This is a genomic window from Frankia sp. CpI1-P, assembly GCF_001421075.1.
GTDB lineage: Bacteria > Actinomycetota > Actinomycetes > Frankiales > Frankiaceae > Frankia > Frankia torreyi.
On record NZ_LJJX01000007.1, the window covers coordinates 151,844 to 174,234 of the forward strand.

The 22,391-nt window shown below is 73.1% G+C and carries 9 protein-coding genes and 16 pseudogenes; 11 read left to right on the top strand and 14 right to left on the bottom strand.

From position 1 onward, the window contains the following. Positions 1–552: pseudogene (locus FF86_RS42275) on the bottom strand (histidine kinase dimerization/phospho-acceptor domain-containing protein); the annotation flags it as partial. Between the two features lie 227 nt (positions 553–779). Here FF86_RS42275 and FF86_RS07055 point away from each other — a divergent pair. Together FF86_RS07055 and FF86_RS07060 are read left to right on the top strand one after the other, a co-directional pair. Beyond that, complete coding sequence (locus tag FF86_RS07055) at positions 780–1,121, top strand: MTH1187 family thiamine-binding protein (protein WP_044886686.1); 342 nt, start codon at positions 780–782, stop codon at positions 1,119–1,121. Positions 1,122–1,282: 161 nt separating this feature from the next. Beyond that, positions 1,283–2,227 carry a tetratricopeptide repeat protein gene (locus FF86_RS07060; protein ID WP_044886707.1) on the top strand — a complete coding sequence of 315 codons (945 nt, stop codon included), beginning with the start codon at positions 1,283–1,285 and terminating at the stop codon, positions 2,225–2,227. Between the two features lie 60 nt (positions 2,228–2,287). Here FF86_RS07060 and glgB read toward each other — a convergent pair. From glgB to FF86_RS42335, 13 genes and pseudogenes are all read right to left on the bottom strand, one after another. After that, on the bottom strand, positions 2,288–4,094 hold a 1,807-nt coding region (gene glgB, locus FF86_RS07065), incomplete at its 5' end, for a 1,4-alpha-glucan branching protein GlgB (RefSeq protein ID WP_242418320.1). Between the two features lies 1 nt (position 4,095). Continuing rightward, positions 4,096–4,759, bottom strand: a pseudogene (locus FF86_RS42280) (1,4-alpha-glucan branching enzyme); the annotation flags it as partial. Positions 4,760–4,956: 197 nt separating this feature from the next. Further along, a pseudogene (locus tag FF86_RS42285) lies at positions 4,957–5,215 on the bottom strand (aminoglycoside phosphotransferase); the annotation flags it as partial. 1 nt (position 5,216) lies between these two features. Continuing rightward, positions 5,217–5,712, bottom strand: a pseudogene (locus FF86_RS42290) (phosphotransferase); the annotation flags it as partial. Positions 5,713–5,820: 108 nt separating this feature from the next. Next, a pseudogene (locus tag FF86_RS42295) lies at positions 5,821–6,052 on the bottom strand (aminoglycoside phosphotransferase); the annotation flags it as partial. 1 nt (position 6,053) lies between these two features. Next, positions 6,054–6,381, bottom strand: a pseudogene (locus tag FF86_RS42300) (aminoglycoside phosphotransferase); the annotation flags it as partial. A gap of 229 nt (positions 6,382–6,610) precedes the next feature. After that, positions 6,611–7,501 (bottom strand): alpha-glucosidase C-terminal domain-containing protein (locus tag FF86_RS42305; RefSeq protein ID WP_242418321.1); only part of this gene is annotated, 891 nt, incomplete at its 5' end. A gap of 1 nt (position 7,502) precedes the next feature. Then, a pseudogene (locus tag FF86_RS42310) lies at positions 7,503–8,040 on the bottom strand (alpha-amylase family glycosyl hydrolase); the annotation flags it as partial. Between the two features lies 1 nt (position 8,041). Beyond that, positions 8,042–8,308, bottom strand: a pseudogene (locus FF86_RS42315) (alpha-amylase family glycosyl hydrolase); the annotation flags it as partial. 26 nt (positions 8,309–8,334) lie between these two features. Continuing rightward, positions 8,335–9,087 (bottom strand): annotated as a pseudogene (locus FF86_RS42320) (alpha-1,4-glucan--maltose-1-phosphate maltosyltransferase); the annotation flags it as partial. Between the two features lies 1 nt (position 9,088). After that, a pseudogene (locus FF86_RS42325) lies at positions 9,089–10,159 on the bottom strand (maltotransferase domain-containing protein); the annotation flags it as partial. 1 nt (position 10,160) lies between these two features. After that, positions 10,161–10,270, bottom strand: a pseudogene (locus tag FF86_RS42330) (maltotransferase domain-containing protein); the annotation flags it as partial. Positions 10,271–10,275: 5 nt separating this feature from the next. After that, positions 10,276–10,368 (bottom strand): annotated as a pseudogene (locus FF86_RS42335) (maltotransferase domain-containing protein); the annotation flags it as partial. Between the two features lie 702 nt (positions 10,369–11,070). Here FF86_RS42335 and FF86_RS07085 point away from each other — a divergent pair. The 9 genes and pseudogenes from FF86_RS07085 to FF86_RS42360 all read left to right on the top strand — a co-directional run. Further along, positions 11,071–11,480: TerD family protein (locus FF86_RS07085; RefSeq protein ID WP_242418322.1), on the top strand; the 410-nt coding region annotated here is incomplete at its 3' end. Position 11,481: 1 nt separating this feature from the next. After that, a pseudogene (locus tag FF86_RS42340) lies at positions 11,482–11,646 on the top strand (TerD family protein); the annotation flags it as partial. Positions 11,647–12,031: 385 nt separating this feature from the next. Beyond that, positions 12,032–13,228, top strand: a complete 1,197-nt coding sequence (locus FF86_RS07090) for a DUF475 domain-containing protein (RefSeq protein ID WP_052681251.1) — start codon at positions 12,032–12,034, stop codon at positions 13,226–13,228. Between the two features lie 207 nt (positions 13,229–13,435). Next, on the top strand, positions 13,436–14,116 hold the full coding sequence (locus FF86_RS07095; protein WP_044886706.1) for a Tellurium resistance: 681 nt from the start codon (positions 13,436–13,438) through the stop codon (positions 14,114–14,116). A gap of 2,852 nt (positions 14,117–16,968) precedes the next feature. Next, a partial coding sequence (locus FF86_RS42345; RefSeq protein WP_242418340.1) for an Hsp70 family protein occupies positions 16,969–17,087 on the top strand: 119 nt, incomplete at its 3' end. Between the two features lies 1 nt (position 17,088). Beyond that, positions 17,089–18,319: pseudogene (locus tag FF86_RS07105) on the top strand (Hsp70 family protein); the annotation flags it as partial. A gap of 1 nt (position 18,320) precedes the next feature. Continuing rightward, positions 18,321–18,639: pseudogene (locus FF86_RS42350) on the top strand (Hsp70 family protein); the annotation flags it as partial. A 324-nt stretch (positions 18,640–18,963) separates the two neighbouring features. Next, the coding region (locus FF86_RS42355; RefSeq protein ID WP_242418323.1) for a hypothetical protein at positions 18,964–19,185 on the top strand (222 nt) is incomplete at its 3' end. 1 nt (position 19,186) lies between these two features. Continuing rightward, positions 19,187–21,437: pseudogene (locus tag FF86_RS42360) on the top strand (zinc ribbon domain-containing protein); the annotation flags it as partial. Positions 21,438–22,391: the final 954 nt, after the last annotated feature.

Here is a 22,391-nt window from a genome sequence, read left to right on the forward strand (position 1 = left end):
CCGGGCCAGGTCCAGCACGTCATCGATGAGGGCCTGCATGTGCCGGCCGCCGGTGATGATCCGCTCGACGTCGTCGTGCAGGTCGGGGGTGAGTGGCTCCAGCTCCAGAAGCTGGGCGAAGCCGAGCATCGCGTTGAGCGGGGTGCGCAGCTCGTGGCCCAGGCGGGCGATCAGCTCGTCCTTGGCCCTGGAGTCGTTCTCGGCGATCTCGCGGGCACGCTGGTCGGTCGTGTCGCGGGCGAGCAGGACCAGGCCGCCGTCCGGATCGCGCCGGATGGTCACGTGGTGCGGCACGGTCGTCCCGGCGGGGTCGACCAGACCCACGGAGCCGCGCCACTGCCCGGACTGCGCCAGCGCGGCCGTCGCAGCCTCGCTGAGCGCGGCGCGGAACGCCGGGTCGACCACCTCGACGAGGTCCCGCAGATGCGGGTCACGGGGGATCCGGTCACCGAGGAAGGCGCGAGCCGCGGCGCCCATGTCGGTGACATGGCCGTCCGCGCTGACGACCACAGCCAGGTCCGTCAGCGCGTCGAGCAGTGTGCGTGGCCCCACCTACGCCTCGTCATCCGTCTTCTTCCACCCCACGGCGGGCAATGGTAGGGCGTGCCGTCAGAGCCCGTTGTCCCGGGTTTGCGTAAGCGCCCACACGGGGGTCGATCGCGCAACTTTTCGTGACAAGTCGCTAGCTTACCGACCCATCCGTTTTGTCAAAGTAGCAGGCGCGTGGCACTGCGTCGGAGCGATGGTCGTCGCGGCGTCGGCGTGGTAGGTCTGATCCCATGCTGGTTGCCTTCAGTGTCACGCCCATTGGAACCGGCGAGGGTGTCGCCGAGCTGGTCGCCGAGGCGGTCCGCATCGTGCGCGCGAGCGGCCTGCCGCACGAGACCAACGCCATGTTCACCACGATCGAGGGCGAGTGGGACGAGGTGATGGACGTCGTGCGCCGGGCCACGCAGGCCGTGGGCGCCCGTGCCGGCCGGGTCAGCCTCGTGCTCAAGGCGGACCTGCGCCCCGGCGTCAGCGACGCCCTGCACGGAAAGGTGGCGAGCATCGACCGGCTGCTCGCCGGGGGTCCCGCGGGGGACGTCGCGGGGGACCTCGCGGGGGACGATGCGGGCTGACCCGGGCCGCCGGGAGACGGCGCGGACAACGGGCCCCGAAAAGTCATCCGCCGGCAGGGCCGTCCGCCCCACCCGGATGTCACGATGGAGGCATGCAACGTAGGCCACCAGTCCCATCCGGACCGCCGCGGGGTGCGGGAGGCCCGGGACGACCCGGGCGCCTGCCCGACAGCCTCGGCGGTCTGCGCCTCGCCGGCGCCGTCCCCCTCGACCCGAAGCCGGCCACCCCGCCCCCGCCCGCGAACGCCGGGCCCGCCGCGACGGGCGCGAACGGCGCCACCGCCGCCGGCTCCGGTGACGCGCCCGGCGGTCCCGTGGTCATCGACGTCACCGAGGCGAGCTTCGCCACCGACGTCGTCAGCCGCTCGATGCAGGTGCCGGTCGTGCTCGACTTCTGGGCGTCCTGGTGCGGCCCGTGCAAGCAGCTCAGCCCGGTGCTCGAGAAGCTGGCGCTGGCCGACGGCGGTCGCTGGGTCCTCGCCAAGATCGACGTCGACGCCAACCCGGGCCTCGCCCAGGCGGCGGGGGTGCAGGGCATCCCGGCGGTGAAGGCCGTCGTCGGCGGCCGCATCATCGGCGAGTTCACCGGCGCCGTCCCCGAGCGCGAGGTGCGCAACTGGCTCGACCAGCTGCTTTCCCTCGTCGACGAGGCGATGGGCGGGATGCCCGGTGCGGCGGCCGGTGATTCCGCGCGGGATCCGCACCTGGCGGCGGCCGAGGCCGCGCTGGCCCGCGGCGACATCGACACGGCGGTCGAGTCCTACCGGGTCCGCCTCGCCGAGGCGCCGGCGGACCCGGATGCGCTCACCGGTCTGGCCCGCGCCGAGCTGCTGCGCCGGGTGCGCGACCACGACCCGGCGGACATCCGCGCGCGGCTCGCGGCCGATCCCGACGACGTGGACGCCGCGATCGCCGCGGCCGACCTGGGCATCGCGCAGGGCGACGTGGCCGGTGCGCTCGCCGGTCTCGTCGCGGTCGTGCGGCGTACCTCCGGCCCGGAGCGAGAGCAGGCCCGTGCCCACCTCGTCGACCTGTTCCAGGCACTCGGCGACGCCGAACCCGCCGTCGCCCCCGCCCGCCGAGCCCTGGCCGCAGCCCTGTTCTGACCGCGGCCCGGCGGCTGCGGCCCCGACTCCGCCGACGAGACGCCGACCCCGGCCAGGCCTTCAGGCCGGGGAACCGGGGGAGTCGGCGGTGCCGGGCTCGTAGCGGAACCAGACGGTGCCCAGCGGCGGCAGCGTAAGGGTCGCGGAGGCGGGCAGGCCGTGGTGGGACTCCTCGACGGCCTGCACGGCGCCGAAGTTGCCGACGTTGCCGCCGCCGTAGCGCTGTCCGTCCGAGTTGAGCACCTCCCGCCAGCGGCCGGGGAAGGGCAGGCCGAGGCGGTAGCCGTGGTGACCGATTCCGGCGAAGTTCGTGACGCAGGCCAGGACCCCGCCGTCCGCCGCGTCCGCCCCCGTCGGGTTGCCGCCGGCCGTCGGCTGCCCCGCCACATCGGCCCCGGCCCGGGCGGCTGCGTTCGGGGCGGCTGCGGCCGGGTGGCCGCCGGCCGAGGTCCCGTCCGACCAGCGCAGGAACGAGAACACGTTGTTGGCGGTGTCGTTGGCGTCGATCCAGGAGAAACCGCTCGGATCGCTGTCTCGGCGGTACAGCGCCGGGGTGGACCGGTACAGCTCGTTGAGGTCCGCCACCAGGTTGGCCACGCCCCGGTGCGACGGGTCGCTCAGCAGCGGCCAGTCGAGCGAGGCGGCCTCGTTCCACTCGTTGTCCTGGCCGAACTCGCAGCCCATGAACAGCAGCTTCTTGCCGGGATGCGCCCACATGTAGGCGTAGAGCGCGCGCAGGTTGGCGAGCTGTTCCCACCGGGTGCCCGGCATCTTGCGCAGCAGCGACCCCTTGCCGTGGACGACCTCGTCGTGGCTGAACGGCAGGACGAAGTTCTCCGAGTAGGCGTAGACCATCGAGAACGTCATCTGGTGGTGGTGGTAGCTGCGGTGCACCGGCTGGCGGGAGTTGTAGTCCAGCGTGTCGTGCATCCAGCCCATGTTCCACTTGAAGCCGAAGCCCAGCCCGCCGAGATGGGTGGGGCGCGTGACGCCCGGCCAGGCCGTCGACTCCTCGGCGATCATCATGACGCCCGGGAAGCGCCGGTAGACCGTCGCGTTGGTCTCCTGCAGGAACGCCACCGCCTCGAGGTTCTCCCGGCCGCCGTGCACGTTCGGCAGCCAGCCGCCGTCGGGGCGGGAGTAGTCGAGGTAGAGCATCGAGGCCACGGCGTCGACCCGCAGGCCGTCGATGTGGAACTCCTCGAACCAGTACAGCGCGTTGGCGACGAGGAAGTTGCGCACCTCGTTGCGGCCGACGTCGAAGACGTAGGTCCCCCAGTCGGGCTGCTCGCCCCGGCGCGGATCGGGGTGCTCGTACAGGGGCGTGCCGTCGAAGCGGCCCAGCGCCCAGGAGTCCCGGGGAAAGTGGGCCGGCACCCAGTCGACGATCACGCCGATGCCGGCGCGGTGCAGCGTGTCGACGAGGTGGCGGAACTCGTCCGGGCCGCCGAAGCGCGCCGTCGGCGCGTAGTACGCCGACACCTGGTAGCCCCAGGAGCCGCCGAACGGATGCTCGGCGACGGGCAGCATCTCCACGTGCGTGAAGCCGTTGTCCAGGACGTAGGCGGTGAGCTGGTCGGCGAGCTCGCGGTAGGACAGCCCGCGCCGCCACGAGCCCAGGTGGACCTCGTAGACGCTGATCGGCTCGGCGTGCCAGGCCGTGCGGGCACGCCGGTCGAGCCAGTCCTGGTCGTCCCACGTGTAGTCCGAGTGGGTGACGACACTCGCGGTGGCGGGCGGGACCTCGGTGCGGAAGGCCATCGGGTCGGCCTTCTGCCGCCACACCCCGTCGAAGCCGAGGATCTCGTACTTGTACCGAAGCCCGACGCCGGCGCCGGGCACGAACAGCTCCCACACGCCGCTGTGGNCCAGCGAGCGCATCGGGAACGCCCGGCCGTCCCAGAAGTCGAAGTCGCCGACCAGCCGCACCCCCCGCGCCGACGGTGCCCAGACGGCGAAGCTCACCCCGGTGACGGTCGTGCCGCCCGGGGTCGACAGCTCACGCAGGTGCGCCCCGAGCACCTTCCAGAGCTCCTCGTGCCGGCCCTCGCTGATCAGGTGCAGATCCATCTCGCCGAGGGTCGGCAGGTGCCGGTAGGGGTCGTCGACGACGTGGGAGCCGTGCGGGTAGGCCACCTCGACGCGGTAGTCGGGCAGGACCTCCGGCAGCGCCACGGCGAACACCCCGCCGCTGTGGAGTCGAGCCGCCGGGTGGCGGTCCTCGCCGACGAGCACGGTCACGGCGCTCGCGTCGGGACGCAGCACCCGCACGACGGTCGTGTCCCCGGCCGGGTGCGCCCCGAGCAGCGAGTGCGGGTCGTGGTGGGTGCCGTTGACGAGCCGTTCGAGGTCCTCGCGTGGCAGGCCGAGCGGCACGCCCGGCGCCGGCGCGGCGGCGGCGAGGGACGTCGGCGGCCTGGTAGCCGCGTCGGGGCCGCCCGGGGTCGCTGGGTCGCCGGCCGCCGCCGGCGCGTCGGTCGCCGAGTTGTCCAGATCGGGCAGGCGCCCCGGGACCCGGTCGGCCAGGGCCACGCGGCCCGAGCGGTCGCGGGCCGGTGCGCTCGCCGGATCGGCGTCGGGTCGGCCGGTGATCTGCCCGGCGCCGCGGTGTCCCGTCCGCGCCGTGCCGTTGTTGACGTCGCCGCTGTTCACTGGGACACCCCTGCCTCTCTCCGCGATGGGGACGATGGTTCGGCGCACCGGCGGCGGATCGGTCCGCCCGCTCCCGCTCATCCGGCCGGTGGGTGGGTCTGAGCCGGTGGGTGGATCTGAGCCGGTGGGTGGGTCTGGGCCGGTGGGTGGGTCTGGGTGAGCCGCTCCACCGAGGCCATCGGGATGCCGATCCACCCCGGCCGGTGGCGCGCCTCGTAGAGCACCTCGTAGACCGCCTTGTCGAGCTCGAACGCACGCAGCATCGCCGCGTCCTCGCGTGGGTCGCGACCGGCAGCGGCGCCGTACCCCCGGCAGAACGCCTCCCGGTTGCGGTCGNCCCACTCCTGCGCCCGGTAGACCAGCGCGGGCTCGTCGCCCCGCTCCAACAGCATGGAACGAGCCGCGTAGTCGAACGACCGGAGCATCCCGGCGACGTCGCGCAGCGGCGACTCCAACCCCACCCGCTCGGCGACCGGGCGGGCCGGCTCGCCCTCGAAGTCGAACAGCACCCAGCCCGAGTCGACCCGCAGCACCTGGCCAAGATGCAGGTCGCCGTGCAGCCGCTGGAACGGCCGGGGATGAACGACTGCCGGCGCCGCGCCGGTGAGCTCGTCGTAGGACTTGCGCACGGCGGCCTCGAAGGGCCGCAGCTCGGCAACGGCCTCGACGGCGGCGTCGAGGCGGCCGTGCAGGTACGTCACCAGGGCACGCAGCGCGTCGGCGGTGGGTGGGCGCGTCGGCAGTGCCCGGGCCAGGTCCGCGTGCACCTCGGCGGTGGCCACGCCGAGCCGCTCCGCTTCCGCGTCGAAGTCCCCGCCGACCTCGTCGGCGTGNAGGTCGGCCTCGGCGTAGAGGTCGCGCACGCTGGCCAGCGCCAGCCGCCAGCCCTCGGTCCCGCTGCGCAGGTACTCCTGGAGGAAACCGAGCGTGGTCTGCCGCCNCTCGACCTCCCCGGAGAACCAGGCGACCGGGGCGGCGACGTGCGTGCTGCCGACCCCGGCGAGAGCCCGGGTGACCTCCAGGTCCGGGTTGATGCCCGGCCAGAGCCGGCGGAACACCTTCAGGATGTAGGCGTCGCCGTAGATGATCGAGGTGTTGGACTGTTCCGCGCCGACGGCGTGCGCGGGCAGGTCGTCCAGCGTCCGCGTCGTCTCGGCGACGAGGTCGTCCCGGNGGGCCGAGCGGCCGAGGAACTGCAGCAGGGCGGCGCTGCCGTCGGGGTCGTGCAGCCCGTCGTACACCAGCCCGCCGGCACACTCGCCGATCAGGAAGCCCTCGTGGCCGAAGGGGGCGTCGGTCCGGACCACCAGGGGAACCTGGTAGTGGTCCGGTGGCCCGTGGTCGTAGTCCACGTCGACGACGAGCAGCCGCAGCGGCTCGAAGACGGTGGTGTCCCGGCGAATCCGGATCCGCCCGGCGCCGCGGCCCTTGCCGGCGAACCAGCGCTGTCGGGGAAGCCAGTCGGTCAGCAGGCCGGTCAGTTCGGCGTGGTGGTCACCCATCCTCGACCTCCCGATGCCTGTGCTCGACGATCATCGTGTGCACCTAACGTCGAATGTCCCGAAAGTTACCTTTCGTCAGCCACGTCGCGCGCGTACCACCGCGGCGACCTCGGTGTTCCCGCCGGCCAGCCCCGCGGTCTGCCGGCCGGCCCGCCGGTTTCACCGGACCCTGCCGCCGTCACCGGGACCGGGTCTAGCGCTCTACTCTCCCCCCGTCCGCCCCAGGGGGCTAGGGGGTGAATTCCCCCGGTACGGTCAACGCGAACCAGTAATGTCCGTGCCCGGGCAACGTCAGAAGGTAGGGAAGCTCGCCGATCGGCGGGAAGTGCACCCGGCCGAGCAGCTCGACGGGCACCAATCCCTCGAAACGGCGCAGATCCAGCTCCACCGGCTGGGCGAAGCGGGACAGGTTCGCGACGCACAGCACCCGGTCGTCACCGAATTCGCGCACGTAGGCGAAGACCGACGGATTGGACGAGGCCAGCTCCTCGTACGTACCCAGACCGAAGACGGGATGGCGCTTGCGCACCTCGATCATCCGCTTCGTCCAGGACAGGAACGACGTCGGCATCCGCTGCCCGGCCTCGACGTTCAGGGCCTGGTAGCCGTACACCGGGTCCATGATCAGGGGCAGGTAGAGCCGGGCCGGGTCGGACGTGGAGAAGCCCGCGTTGCGGTCGGGCGACCACTGCATCGGGGTCCGCACGCTGTCCCGGTCGCCGAGGTAGATGTTGTCGCCCATGCCGATCTCGTCGCCGTAGTACAGCACCGGGGAACCCGGCAGCGACAGCAGCAGGGCGGTGAACAGCTCCATCTGGTCGCGGCTGTTGTCCAGCAGCGGGGCCAGCCGGCGGCGGATGCCGATGTTCGCCTTCATGCGGGGGTCCTTGGCGTACTCCGCCCACATGTAGTCGCGCTCGTCGTCGGTCACCATCTCCAGGGTGAGCTCGTCGTGGTTGCGCAGGAAGATGCCCCACTGACAGTTCGGCGGGATCTGCGGCGTCTGGGCCAGGATCTCGGAGATGGGATAGCGCGACTCCCGCCGTACCGCCATGAAGATGCGCGGCATCAGCGGGAAGTGGAACGCCATGTGGCACTCGTCGTCGTTGCCGAAGTACTCNACGACGTCGGAGGGCCACTGGTTGGCCTCGGCGAGCAGCACCCGGTCGGCGTACTTGGCGTCGACCTCCTTGCGGACCCGCCGGAGGTACTCGTGGGTCTCCGGCAGGTTCTCGCCGTTGGTGTTGTCCCGCACGTAGAGGTAGGGCACCGCGTCGAGCCGGAAACCGTCGATGCCGAGGTCCAGCCAGAAGCGCAGGACCTCCAGCATCGCCTCCTGCACATCCGGGTTGTCGTAGTTGAGGTCGGGCTGGTGGGAGAAGAAGCGGTGCCAGTAGTACTGACCGCGCACCGGGTCCCAGGACCAGTTCGACTTCTCCGTGTCGACGAAGATGATCCGCGCCTCGGGATACCGCTCGTCCGTGTCTGACCAGACGTAGAAGTCCCCGAAGGGCCCCTCCGGATCCGACCGGGACGCCTGGAACCACGGGTGGGCGTCGGAGGTGTGGTTCATCACCAGGTCGGCGACGATCCGGATGCCGCGCCGGTGCGCCTCGTCGACGAGACTGACAAAGTCGCCCAGGTCGCCGAATTCGGGCANGATCTGGAAGTAGTCGCTGATGTCGTAACCGCCGTCGCGCAACGGCGAGGAGTAGATCGGCAGCAGCCACAGACAGTCGACGCCGAGCCACTCCAGATAGTCGAGCTTGGAGATCAGGCCGCGGATGTCGCCCGTGCCGTCGCCGTTGGAGTCGGCGAAGCCTCGGATGAGCACCTCGTAGAACACGGCGCGCTTGAACCAGTACGGGTCGCGGGACGACTCCCCGACGGGACCGGCGGGGGCCGGGCGGGGGGTGTCGTCGCCGATGGGCTCGCTGAGGGGCTCCGGCTCCGTCACGACCGGGCTCGCACGGTGAGGATGTGCGCGGGCTCGACGGACGGGTCGAGCCGGACGTAGTTGTCCCGGCCCCACCGGAAGGTCTGCCCGGTGATCTCGTCGGTCACGTCGAAGGAGTCGTCCCAGCCGAGGCCGAGGGCGGGCATGTCGAGGCGCACCGTGGTCTCCCGCGTCTCGTGCGGGTCGAGGTTGACGATGACGAGCACGGTGTCAGCGCCGCCCGTCCCGCCCGGACCGGCTGGCCCGGCCGATCCGCCCGGGTCGTCCACCTCCGCCAGCCGCTTGGAGTAGACGATGAACTCGTCGCCGTCGGCGTGGTGCAGGTGCAGGTTGCGCAGCCAGTGCAGCGCCGGGTGGGCCCGGCGGATCTGGTTGAGCCGGGTCAGGTAGGGCGCCAGCGAGCGGCCCTCCCGCTCGGCCGCCGCCCAGTCCCGCGGCCGGTACTGGTACTTCTCCGAGTCGAGGTACTCCTCGCTGCCCGGCCGGACCGGGGTGTTCTCGTACAGTTCGTACCCGGCGTAGACGCCCCAGGTCGGCGACATCGTGGCCGCGAGCACCGCCCGGATCCGGAACGCCGCCGGCCCGCCCTCCTGCAGGTAGCCCGGCAGGATGTCCGGGGTGTTCACGAAGAAGTTCGGCCGCATGTAGTGGGCGGCATCGATCAGTTCGCGGGCGTACTCCTCCAGCTCCCACTTCTGGTTGCGCCAGGTGAAGTACGTGTACGACTGGGTGAAGCCGACCTTGGCGAGNGTGTGCATCATCGCCGGCCGGGTGAACGCCTCGGCGAGGAACAGCACGTCCGGCTCGGTCGCCTTCACCTGACCGATGAGCCACTCCCAGAACTCGACCGGCTTCGTGTGCGGGTTGTCCACCCGGAAGATTCGCACTCCGTGCGCGGTCCAGTGCCGGACGACCCGCAGGATCTCCTGGTAGAGCCCGGTCGGGTCGGTGTCGAAGTTCAGCGGATAGATGTCCTGGTACTTCTTCGGCGGATTCTCCGCGTAGGCGATCGAACCGTCGCTGCGCACGACGAACCACTCCGGGTGGTGCTTCGCCCACGGATGGTCCGGCGCGCACTGCAGGGCGAGATCCAGGGCGATCTCCATGCCCAGGGAACGGGCCCGCGCGACGAACAGGTCGAAGTCCTCGATCGTGCCCAGGTCCGGGTGCACGGCGTCGTGGCCACCGTGCTCACTGCCGATCGCCCAGGGCGAGCCGGGGTCGTCCGGGCCGGGAACGAGGGTGTTGTTCGGACCCTTGCGGTTGACCTCGCCGACCGGGTGGATCGGGGGCAGGTAGACCACGTCGAAGCCCATCGCCGCGATCGCCGGCAGGCGCTCAGCGGCGGTGAGGAAGGTCCCCGAGCGCGGCGGGTCGAGGGTCGCCCCCTCCGAGCGGGGGAACATCTCGTACCAGCTCCCGTACAGCGCCCGGGGCCGGTCGACCCAGACCCGGTACAAGGAGGAGCGGGTCACCAGCTCGCGCAGCGGGAAGGCGTCCAGCAGGCTCGTCAACCGAGGGTCCAGGGCGGCGGCGATCCGTTCGTGGGGATCATCGCGACTGTCGTCGCGCAGCGCGGCCACCGCCCGGGCGATCTCGGCGCGCCGGCCCTCCGGCACGCCCGGCAGCGCCCGCAGCAGCAGCCGCGCGCCGTCCTCGAAGTCGACCGCGAGCTCGTCGACGTCCTGTCCCGCACCGACCTTGAGCTCGATGCCGTGCCGCCAGGTGGCGACCGGATCGGACCACGCCTCGACGCGGTAACCCCACAGGCCCTCGTCGCCGGTAGTGATCTCCGCCTCGAGCCGGTCGGTGCCGGAGCCCNCGGACCGCATGCGGATGAACGGCGTGCCCTGGCCGTCGGGTCCCGACAGCACGACGTTGGCGCCGATGAGGTCGTGACCCTCCCGGAACACGGTCGCACCGACGGTGAGGNTCTNGCCCACGACCGCGCGCGCGGGCCACTGCCCACACGACACGACCGGGGTCACATCGGAGATGACAACCCGGCCTACTGAACGTCCGATCATCATGGCGACCTTATCCAGACGAACCACGCCTCAATAGTCCGCCCTGCACGTGGCGAATAGCGACACCTCTGCGTGAACTGCCTGCGGCCACCGGATGGGTGATTGTTGGCGTTGGGGTGGGTCTGACGGCCCCGTCCGGATGGTTCCCGCCGAAGCCGATGTTCCCCAGTTGCTGCGCCTACGAACGTCCGAACCTCGTCTGTTGTGCCGTCCGGCGTGCACATTCGCTGCCGCACCGGTGACAGTGTCGGGCCCGGAGNGGATCCGGCGGGGCCGCCCCGCGTTGTTGTTGCGTTGGGTGACCGGTCGGGTCGTGTTCCATCCGCGTTTCCGCCGGGTGAAGTGACCGCCTGATGGGGTCATCGCGGGGCTGGTCCTGGTCCTGTCGGCTGCGCGACGGCGAGCGGGCTGGCGGCCCGGTATACCGGATCGGGTCGCGCGGCCGTCCGCCGCCGGACCGGCGGCGGACCGGCGGCGGGAACCTCGCGCGTGACTCGTTCGTCCCGCAGAGCACACGTACTCCGGCACGTGGCCTCCGCGGGCGGAGAGTCACCGTGCCGAACGCGTCGGGCAGTAGGCTGCCGGCGCCCGGCCGCCGGGGTATCCGGGACACCCGGGGGCGTGCCGCGCTTCCGGACAGCGGCCGCCGCCCGGCTCGGGTGCGGCCCCCAGACAACGCAGTCGACGCACAGCAGGAGGAACACAGTGGGAGTCAGTCTCAGCAAGGGCGGCAACGTGTCGCTGTCCAAAGAGGCGCCCGGCCTGACCAACATCCTGGTCGGCCTCGGCTGGGACGTGCGCAGCACGACCGGCGCCGACTTCGACCTGGACGCCAGCGCCATCGCGTGCCGCGCCGACGGCAAGGTCGTCTCGGACGGGCACTTCGTCTTCTTCAACAACCTCAAGAGCCCCGAGGGCGCGATCGAGCACCAGGGCGACAACCTCACCGGTGAGGGCGAGGGTGACGACGAGGCCATCTCCGTGAACCTCACGTCGTTGCCCGCGGAGATCGACAAGATCGTGTTCCCGGTCTCCATCTACGACGCGGACTCGCGCCAGCAGAACTTCGGCCAGGTCCGCAACGCCTTCATCCGCATCGTCAACGGCGCCGGCGGNACCGAGATCGCCCGCTACGACCTCACCGAGGACGCCTCCACCGAGACGGCCATGGTGTTCGGCGAGGTCTACCGGCACGGATCGGACTGGAAGTTCCGCGCCGTCGGCCAAGGCTACGCCTCGGGCCTGGCCGGGATCGCCCGCGACTTCGGCGTCAACGTCTGACCCGGGTTCGCAGCACGTGCGGCACGCCGGGCCACGTGCCCGGCGGCGGGGACGGCCGGCGCCGGTCGCAGGACCGGCACCGGCCATCCCGGGGAAGCCGTTCACCGGCCCGGGACGGCCGGCGGCGGCCCGGCGGCCCGGTCACCCGGAGTGTGTGGAGGTAGTGCGCGGGTAGGGCGCGACCTATCCGGTGTAACCCATTTGTCAGGTCGCGCCCACCGGATGAACAGCTACGATGCCGACGACCGCCGCTCCGGGCCAACCGGCCGCGGGCCGACGCGGTCTCCGGCGAGTTCAGGCGACGCGGCGGGATCCGACGGACCGCGGATCCGCCCGCGCGGCGCGACCGGGGTCTGGCGATCGGTCCGGAAAGGTGTTGATGGGCGTGCACGCCTTGCGGATCTTCGGGTGGTCGTTGGCGATCACCGCGATCGGGGTGGCCGGAGCGGGGGTGATCGGCAGCCCCCGGGACGCGGCGATCGTCGCCATCCTCGCCGTGCTCGAGATCAGCCTTTCCTTCGACAACGCGGTCATCAACGCGACGATCCTGCGCCGGATGAACCCCTTCTGGCAGAAGCTCTTCCTGACGCTTGGCGTCGTCATCGCCGTGTTCGGCATGCGACTGCTCTTCCCGATCATCATCGTGGCGCTCACCGCGCACCTCGGTCCGATCAAGGTCTTCGACCTGGCGCTCAACGACAGCGCGCAGTACGCGGAGAAGCTCGGCGACGCGCACCCGGCGATCGCCGCCTTCGGCGGGATCTTCCTGTTCATGCTGTTCCTGGACTTCCTGTTCGACACGGAGCGGGACGTTCAGTGGATCAAGAAGCTGGAGGAGCCGCTGCGCCGCGCCGGCCAGCTTGACGTGATCCCGACCGTGATCGGCCTCGTCGCGCTGCTCGTCGTGGGCGAGGCGTTCTCCGGTGACCACACCCAGCAGGTGCTGACCGCGGGCGTCGCGGGCCTGGCGACCTACCTCGGCGTGCGGGGACTCGGCGAGTTCTTCGAGTCGCGCGGAGTCGGCGCCGACGCCGACGAGGACGAGGACGCCGACGACGACGCGGCCGCCGAGGGCGCCGGGAAGACCGCTGCCCCGCGGTCCTCCGGGCAGCCGAAGCTGGTGCTCGCCACCGGCCGGGCGGCCGCCTTCCTGTTCCTCTACCTGGAGGTCATCGACGCGTCGTTCTCGTTCGACGGCGTCGTCGGCGCGTTCGCGATCTCCCAGAACATCTTCGTCATCGCCACCGGCCTGGGCATCGGCGCGATGTACATCCGTTCGCTGACCGTGTACCTCGTCCGCCGCGGCACCCTGTCCGAGTACATCTACCTCGAGCACGGCGCGCACTACGCGATCGGCGCGCTGGCGATCATCCTCGCCATCTCGATCGAGACCGAGGTCCCGGAGATCGTCACCGGCCTGGTCGGGGTCGCCTTCATCGGCCTGGCGCTGGTGTCCTCCATCCGCCACCGCCGCCGGCACGCCGACGCCGACGCCGATGCCGACTCCACCGGCTCCACCAGGGGCGACGGAGGCGAGGGCGGCCAGGGCCAGCCGCGCGAGGCGGTGGGCGCGCCGCTGTAGCGCCGGCGCGACCGGCCGGGGCCGGCCGGCGGCGGACGGGTCGCCGACGGTCCCGCGCATCCGGCGGGTAGCTGCGGTCTGGAGTGGTCCACCGCCGATGTGACATCGTCGAGGCGACATCGGGCGCAGCCGGCGACGGTCCACCCACCGGTCGTGTCCGTCCACCGATGGCAGATCACCAATCCGGCAACCGCGAAGGAGCGGACCATGGGCATCGACTACACCAAGCGTCCCGCCACGCCACCGGCCGGCTCCGGACCGGTCTCGCTGAGCAAGGTGACGCTGACGAAGTCCGCGCCGTCCGTGTCGCTGAGCAAGCAGGGCGGCGGCGGCCGGCTGCACGTCAACCTCAACTGGAACCAGCACCCGTCCGGAGGCCAGCAGCAGAAGGGCGGCTTCCTCAAGCGGGTGCTCGGCGCCGCCGGCGGGGGCATCGACCTGGACCTCGCCGCGCTGTTCGAGCTCACCGACGGCCGTTCCGGCGTGGTGCAGGCGCTCGGCGACGCGTTCGGCTCGTTCGACGGGCCGCCCTACGTCAACCTCGACGCGGACGACCGGACCGGCGCCGCCGTGGGCGGCGAGAACCTCTACGTCAACCTCGCGCAGATCGGCCAGATCCGCCGGCTGCTCGTGTTCGCCTTCATCTACCAGGGCGTGGCGTCGTTCGACCAGGCCGACGCGGTGGTAACCCTGACGCCCGCCCAGGGTGCCCCGATCGAGGTACGCCTCGACGAGCAGGCCGGCGGCGCCCGGATGTGCGCGATCGCGCTGCTGACCAACACCGGCAACGACTTCACCGTCAGCCGTGAGGTCCGGTACGTCAGCGGTCACCGCGAGCTCGACCAGGCTTACGGCTGGGGGCTGAACTGGACTGCCGGCCGTAAGTGAGTAACGCCGGTACCTCGCGATGACCCCCCCGGTCCCGCCGCCCGGCGGCGAGGAGGATNGATACCCGATGTTCCAGTCACGTCGCGATCCCGCGTCCCGCGGCCGGGCAAGCTGGTTCCCGCCCGGCGGGCCGCGCTCCGGCCCGCCGGACCACCTGGTTCCCGATCCCCTGGTTCCCGATCCCCTGGATCCGGAGTCGCTGGATCCGGAGTCGCTGGAGCCCGACCCGTCGGACCCGGATCCGCTCGCGGCCCCCGGCGAGTCGGGNCGTGACCCGCGGGGGGCACGGGATGGGCTGGAGCCGTTCGGCGCGGACGACTACTCGGCCTGGCGGGGACCGGACCATCCTGCGGACCGGGCGGCCCACGACCGGGCGGTCCACGACCGGGCGGTCCACGACTGGGCGGTCCACGACCGGGCGGTCCACGACCGGGGGGCCTTCGAGCGGTCGGGGCGGGACCCCGGGTCGCGGCGCGACGACCTGCTCCGCGGCTGGGATCCGCGGCCGGCCGACCATGGTCCGAGAGACTACTTTGACCTGCCCGACCGCACCCACGGCTCCGGCGGGCGTCCCGAGGCGGGTGGAGAGGCCCCCCCTGGGGCCGGCGTGGGCTGGGACGAGTCCGTGCCGGTGGGGGTGCGCGGATTCGGGGTGCCGCCCCTGGGCTCCGCCCCGCCGATCAACTCGTACGAGCCCGCGGGACGCGACCGTGCCGGTACCGCGGACGTCCGCCACGCCGATGACACCCCAGGCCCCGCCGCCGACGCCGGTTCGTACGCCGACGCCGATTCGTATGCCGACGCCGGTTCGTATGCCGACAGCTCCCCTTATGTCGCCGGCGTCCCCTACGCCGACGCCGCGCCTCACGCCGGCGGCGCCCTGGACTCCGCGGCCGACGCCCTCGGCTCCTCCGCCGATGCCTTCGGGGGTGCGGCGGCGGATACAGCCGCCACCGACGCGGGGCCCGCGGACGACGGCTACGAGGGCGGGCACTGGCGCGACGAGCCGGCCGGCGGTCACCGCGGCGAGCCCTACCCGCCCGCCGTCCGGCGCTACGCCACCGATCCCCAGCACCTGGCCGAGCCTGCCCGTTGGGCTGACTCCGGTCGTCGAGCCGAGCCTGCCCACGAGGCCGACTTCGCGGATCCGGATCACTCGGGCCGCGCTGAGCCCACCTGGCCCGGCGGTGTCGAGCCGGTCCCCGAGTCGGACCCCGGCGGCCCGCGGCGGGCCGGCGGCCGGCGCCTGTACCCGCAGGAGCTGGAGCGTTCCCGCCGCCTGGACTACCCGGATCTGCTCGCGCCGGGGGAGCGCCACAACCCGGGCAAGTATCCCCACGGGGCGCGGCCCGACGACCCGATGGTGGCGGCGGCCGGCGGGTATGCCGATCTCGCCGGGCCGGCGCAGCGCCCTGGGCCGACCCTGGGTGTTGGATCGGCGCAGGATGTTGGGCCGGTGCAAGGTGCTGGGTCGGTGCACGGTGCTGGGCCGGTGCGGGATGTCGAGGCGGTGCAGGGCGATGCACCGGTAGCCGAGGCGTGGGGGACGGGCAGCGCGTGGGGCGCGGGCGAGGCCGGGGCGATCGCCCGCGGCGTCGACGACGACGCGCTGCGGGCGGCCGGTTTCGCCCTATCGCCGGCGACGGGCCCGCTGACAGCGCCCGGCGACTATGCGGATCCCGGCGACTATGCGGATCCCGGCGACTATGCGGATCCCGGCGGGCGTGACGCCGACCACGCCGCCGACGCCGGGTCCGGTGCGGGCGGGTCGAGTTCCGTCGAGGTGGGGGACATCGGGTCGCCAGCGGTCCGGGGCGGCGGCGACCACGACGACGTGGCGAGCCCGGCGGGCGAGAGGTACCACGACGAGGTGGACGATCCCGCGGAGGCGGACTACCACGGAGGACCGGATCATCCCGGCAACTCGGACTTCTCCGGTGACTCGGACTTCTCCGGTGACTCGGGCTACCCCGGCGACTCGGACTTCCCCGGTGACTCGGGCTACCTCGGAGACTCGGACTTCCCCGGTGACTCGGGCTACCTCGGTGACTCGGACTATCTCGGTGGATCGGATCATGCCGAGGGATCGGATCATGCCGGCGGTTCCCTGCCGGACGGCGGGACCCGTGGAGGTGCGGCGCGCGTCGGCGGGCTGCCGGGCCCGTCCGTTCCCGGCTTCGACGATGATGCGGACGGAATGTTGACGGCGCAGGTGGCGGGCGGTCGGAGCGGCGAAGTCGGTCGTCACCAGGATCTCAACCGCAGGGATACCGGCCGTGAGGACGCTGCCGGTCGTCATGAGGATGCCGGGTCGGCGGGAGACGGGGACCTGGCCGGGTCGATCGGCGCGATCCAGGCGGTGGCCCTCGAGCGCCTCGCCGGCCAGGTCGACGAGCTCGCCCGGCTGCGCCGCCACGATGCGGAGCTGGTGGACCGGCTGCATGCGGAGAACAGCCGCCTGCGGGCCGGGGAGCTCACCGAGGCGATGGCGCCGCTGCTGCGGGGCCTGATCCGGCTCCACGATCAGATGGGTAGCCTGGGGGCGGACGATCCGCAGAGCGTCGCCGGCATCCTGCGCAAGNAGCTCCTCCAGGTGCTGGACCTGGCCGTGGACGTGCGGCCGTACACAGCGGTACCGGGCGGGACCTTCGACCCGGCGCGGCATCTCGGTGTGCGGCGGGTGGCCACGGACGATCCGGGACGGGACGGGACTATCGCCCGCACCGTGCGCCCCGGCTTCGTCCGTGGCGAGACGACCGTCGTCCGGCCCGCGGAGACCGAGGTCTACCGCACGCGCTGAGTCGCGGTGGCGGCGAACGCTGACGAGACTTGCGAAGGGAAGAGTTCAGACGGTGGCGGGTACCAAGGTGTTCGGGATCGACCTGGGCACGACCTACTCCTGCATCGCCCAGGTCGACGAGTACGGCCGGCCGGACGTGATCCGCAACATCGAGTCCCAGCCCACGACGCCNTCGGTCGTGTTGTTCGACGGCGGTGGCGAGGGCGCCACGTCCTTCGTGGTGGGCACTCAGGCCAAGCGGCAGGCCCGCATCCGCCCCGACGACGTCGCGCGGCTGGTCAAGCGGCACATGGGCGCGTCCGACTGGCGCTTCGTCGCGCACGACGTGGAGTACAGCGCCTCCGCGGTGTCGAGCCTCGTGCTCAAGGCGCTCGCCGCCGACGCCGAGCGGGCGACCGGTACCCCGGTCACGGACGCGGTGATCACCGTGCCGGCGTACTTCGGTGACGAGGAGCGCAAGGCGACCAAGCTCGCCGGCGAGCTGGCCGGGCTGAACGTGGTCGACATCATCAACGAGCCCACGGCCGCGGCGTTCGCGTACGGCTTCGGCCAGGACGGCGCGGAGGAGTCGACCGTCCTGGTCTACGACCTCGGTGGCGGCACGTTCGACACCACGGTCATCCGGCTGAGTGAGGGTGCGATCACCGTGGTGGCCACCGACGGTGACCACGAACTCGGCGGTGCGGACTGGGACAACGAGCTCGTCCGCTACCTGGCGCAGAAGTTCACCGAGGCCCAGCCGGACGCGGGCGACCCCCTCGACGACGTCTACGACGAGCAGGAGCTGCTCACCGCGGCCGAGGACGCCAAGCTCGCGCTGTCCGGACGGGACAGCGTCGACGTCCTCGTCGTGCACAAGGGCAAGCGGGTGAGCGTGCCGGTGACCCGGGCGACGTTCGAGGAGATCACCGGGCCGCTGCTGCGCCGCACCCTGGACCTGACGGGTTCCGTGCTGGAGCGGGCCCGGGAGAAGGGCGTCGAGAAGATCGACCTGTGCCTGCTGGTGGGCGGCATGAGCAAGACCCCGGCGGTCGGCCGCCGGTTGCAGGAGTCCTTCGGGCTCACGTCCCGGCTCGTCGACCCGGATCTGGCGGTGGCCAAGGGCGCCGCCGTGTACGGGCAGAAGAAGGCCCTCGAACGCGAGGTCCACTCCGACCTGGTGGCCAGCGGGGCGCTGCGGCCCGATCAGGACCTCGCCGCGGCCGACGCCGCCGAGGTGGAGAAGGCGGCGGCGGCCAGCGCCGACGCCGCGGGGCTCGCGACCGCGGCCGTGGTCGACCTCGTCCGCACCAAGGTCACCAACGTCACCTCCCGCGGCTTCGGGATCTTCGCGGAGGACCGCGGTGTGCCGGTCGCGGCCTTCCTCGCCCACCAGAACGACCCGCTGCCGATCTCGGTGACCCNCACCTTCTACACCGTGACCGACGATCAGGCCGAGGTCGACATCCGGGTCTTCGAGCAGGGGACCACGGCCGAATCGACGGCGATCGACGACAACAAGGTGATCGTCGCCGGGGCGATCTCCGGAATTCCGCCGGGTCACCAGCGCGGCACGCCGGTCGAGGTCACCTTCGCGATGGCGGGGGACCAGACAATTCGGGTTACCGCGGCGCACGAGGGTGCCGCCACCGCGCTGGTCCTTCAGGTGCGTGCCGGGGTCGGTTCGGAGGAGATGCGCGCAACCGAGTCGGCGAAGGTCAGTCTGCTCAAGCAGCGGGACTGAGCCGGTCGATCCCGCGACCAGGGACTTCTCCCACGGCCCGGGAAAAAACCGCTCGAGAAGTGTTATGAGCTGCCAATTTCCCACGTACGCAGGCGCTTCCGGGTGTCGGCCCCGTAGTCGGTAGGGTCAGCCGGGACGCACGGTCAGGGCCCGCCAATCGTCGCCAGACGGCGATACCGGGCCGCCGATCCGCAAGGACCGGGCTGGGCGTCCGCGGCGTCCGGGACCCGGGGCGGGGCGCCGCTTCGTACTCTCGGGTGTGGGGCCTGTCGGGTGTGGGGCGGTAAACTGCCGCCCCGCGTTCGGCGCCCGAAGACGGGCCGGTTGCCGGTCCGTCCGGAGGGCACGGCGGTCACGTGGGACGAAGGTGGATCCTTGAGCGCGGCGTTCGACGGCAGCGGCTATCGCCAGCGGGTGCTCGCACCGCTGCGGGCGGGCTCCTTCCTGGACACCGCCGACCCCTTTCTCATCGCCGGTCTCGACCCCACCGTGCCGTATACCGACTCCGACATCGGAGCCCATCTCGTCCGCGTCCTCGCCTTTCTGNAGCGGGAGCGCAACTCGGCCAAGTACGCCACGCTCGCCACCGAGCTGGTGCGTCGCCGCGGGGAGTGGGAGGAGCCGCTGCGCGACGCGGAGTCCCGCGAGCGGGTCCGCGCCCACGTGCTCGCCGCCCGGCGCAGCGGTGACGCGGAGCGGCTGGCCAAGGTCGACGGCTACCTCGCCACCGTTCGGGAACGCTTCGGCGGCATCCCCGCCTCCCGCGTCGACGGCCTGCGTCGGCTCGCCGTCGCCGCCGGGGTGACCGTCGAGGAGTTCGACGCCCGGCTCAGCCGGGAGCAGATCATCGTCGACGGGGTCGGCGGCGGGGTGGAGCCGCTGCCCCCCGAGGTCCGCCGCCAGATCGCCGAGCGGTTGGCCGAACTGCGCGCCCTGCGCGGCGGCGACCGGGTGTCCAGCGCGTCGCTGTGGGCGTTCCTCGGGCTCGCCCCCGACGCCTCGCTGGAACGGCTGTCCGCCGCCTACGCCGCGGTGGCGGCCGCCAACAGCCGCCGCCCGCACGACCGGGAGAAGACGGTCACGGCCGACCTGCTGGCCCTCGTCTCGACCCGGTTGGTCGAGGGTGATCCGGCCGCCTACACGGTCGGCCTGATGGCGGACGCCGCCGACGAGTTGCGCCCCGCGGTCGAGGAACACGTCGTCCTCGACGGTGAGCTCACCGCCGTCGCCTTCGAGGGCCTCGTCCGCGCGGCGCTGGCCACCGGGCGCGGGCTCACCGCGGCACAGGCGAAGTCCGTGGTGCTCGGGGTGGCGCGGGAGCTCGGCGCCGCGGTCAACGTCGGCGGGGTCGTCGACTACGTCGTCTGCCCCGGCTGCGGGCGCCCGGAGGCGGCCGGCGCCGCCCGGCACTGCCGGTACTGCGACACCGACCTCTACACGACCTGCCCGTCCTGCGGCTCGATGACCGAGGCCGCCGCGGTGGTCTGCCGGCACTGCGGGCACAGCCTGCGCCAGGCCCGAGAGGCGGCCGAGGCGCTCGCCGCCGTGCGCCGCGCGCTCGAGGGCGGACGCCCCCGCGAGGCCGGTGAGCTGCTCGCCGCCGCCCGCCCCGTGCTGGTCGCCGTCGGTGGCCCCGTCGCCGGCGCCGCCGACGAGCTCGGCGCCCGGGTGTCCGCGGCGCTCGGCGCGGCCGACGCCGGCTGGCGGGCCCTGTCCGAGGCGCGCGCGGCCAACCGGGCCGACGCCGCCCTCGACGACGCCCGCTGGCTCGCCGCGCAGGCGGCGGACGTGCCCGGTCCGGACGGCCGCAGCCCGGCGGAGGTGCTGGCCGAGCTCATCGCCGCCCAGGCAGTGATCCGCCGGCGGGTGGAGGCCGCCCGGGCGCTGCCGCCCGAGGCCCAGGAGGCCGCCCTGGCCGCGGTGCTCGCCACCGCCGCGGACAACCGGGAGGCGCTCGCGGCGTTGGCGGCGCTGCCGCTGTCGCCGCCGTCGGACCTCGTCGCGGTCGCCGGCCCCGACGGTTCGGTGCAGGTGCGCTGGCGGGCGTCGCCGTCCGTCGGCGGCCCCGTCTCCTATCGGGTGGAGCGCGTCGTGCTCGTCGAGGGTGGCGGGGCGACGCTGGGCCGGCGCAGCCTGGGCACCACCCGCTCCACCGAGCTCTACGACGCCGGCGCGCCGGCGTGGACGCCGGTGCGGCACGAGGTCACCGCGATCTGCGGCGAGCGCCGCTCCGAGCCGGTCGCCTCCGCGCCCGTGGTCTGCACCCGTGACCTCGCCGAGCTGCGCGCCGAGCGGACCGCCGCCGGGATCCGGCTGGGCTGGCAGCTCGACGGCGCCCTGTCGGTCGTCACCGTCGAGCGGACCCTCGCGCCCGGCTCGCCCGTCAGCCAGCCGCCCCGGCGGGCCCGGGTCACCGGCGGCGTGTTCCACGACACGGACGTCGTCGTCGGCGTGACGTACCGTTACCACGTCTTCGTCGAGTACCACGACGCGGCCGGGCGCCCCGTCCGCACGCCCGGCGCCGAGGCCGAGGTCGAGGTGACCGCCCGGCCCCGGCCGGTGCAGGATCTCGCCGCCGTCACCACCAGCGGGCGCACCACGCTGCGCTGGACGCCCCCGCCCGGCTGGGAGGTGCGGATCTACGCGACGCCGGTCGCGTCGGGTCCCGCCGGCGGCACCGGGAACACCGGTCCGCGGCTGGTGCCGGGCTCGGGCTCCGGCCCGCTGCCGCTGCCCGGCGCCGGCTCGGGCCCCCTGGCGATGCCCGGCTCCGGCCCGCTGCCCCTCGGCGGCCTCGGNGGCGAGGGCGACGACGTGCAGCTCGCCGCCATCACCGGGCCCGTCCGCCTGGTCGGCGCCAGCCGCGCCGGGNAGGCCGCGGAGTCCGCCCCGGTCGGCGAGGTGATCTACACCCCGGTGACGGTGCACGGGGAGTCGGCCGTCGTCGGCCGGGCCGTGCGGCACGTGGTGATCGAGCCCGTGCGNGACCTGCGCGCCGATGACCGCGGCGAGTCGATCGTGCTGTCCTTCCAGATGCCGCCCGGGGTGACCGAGGCGCGGGTGCTCTGGCGGNGGGACCGGACGCCCACCGGCCCGGACGACCCGTACGCCGCCAGCGCCAAGGTCACCAACACCAGCCTGGAGATCAAGGGCGGCTGGCATCTCGCCGCCCCGGCGGACGGCTGGGCCTACCACGTGGCCGCCTATCCGATGTACCGGGCGGGTGGGATCGCCCGCGTCGCGACCGCGGGGGTGGCGGTGCTGGCCCGGCCCGCGACCCGCAGCGACCCGCCGCCGCCGCTTCCCACGGCATCCGGGCCCGCCACCGGCGGTCACGTCGTCGGTGGACCGGGGGGAGGGCCCGGGAGCATCCTCGGCGGTCCGTTCGCGGGGCGGCCCATCGCCGGGTCCGACCCGCCCGGCTCCGATCCGATCACCGCCGCGCACCCGCTCGGGGGCCCGGCCCAGCCGCGCACCGGCGCGGTCCCGATGCCCGTGCCGGTCGGCGCCCGCCATCCGGTGGCGGGGGTCCCCCAGCCGGGCGGGACCCGGGGGTCCGCGCATGGGGACAACCCGCCCACGACCCCGCTCGGCGGGCTGCCGCTGCCTCTGCTCCCGCCGGCCGGCCGGAGCATGCCGGCCGCGGGCGGCCCGGCGCAGGCGTGGCACGGGCGGTTCGCGCCCGGCGCGCCCGGCGCGCCCGGCCCGCTCGGCCCGCTCGGTCCCGGTGGCGCGGCACCGGGGGGACCCGG

Excerpts from the sequence above, each read along its gene's own strand:
- FF86_RS07095 (WP_044886706.1), top strand. The coding sequence starts at position 13,436 with ATGGGCATCGACTACACCAAGCGTCCCGCCACGCCACCGGCCGGCTCC.
- FF86_RS07055 (WP_044886686.1), top strand. The coding sequence starts at position 780 with ATGCTGGTTGCCTTCAGTGTCACGCCCATTGGAACCGGCGAGGGTGTC.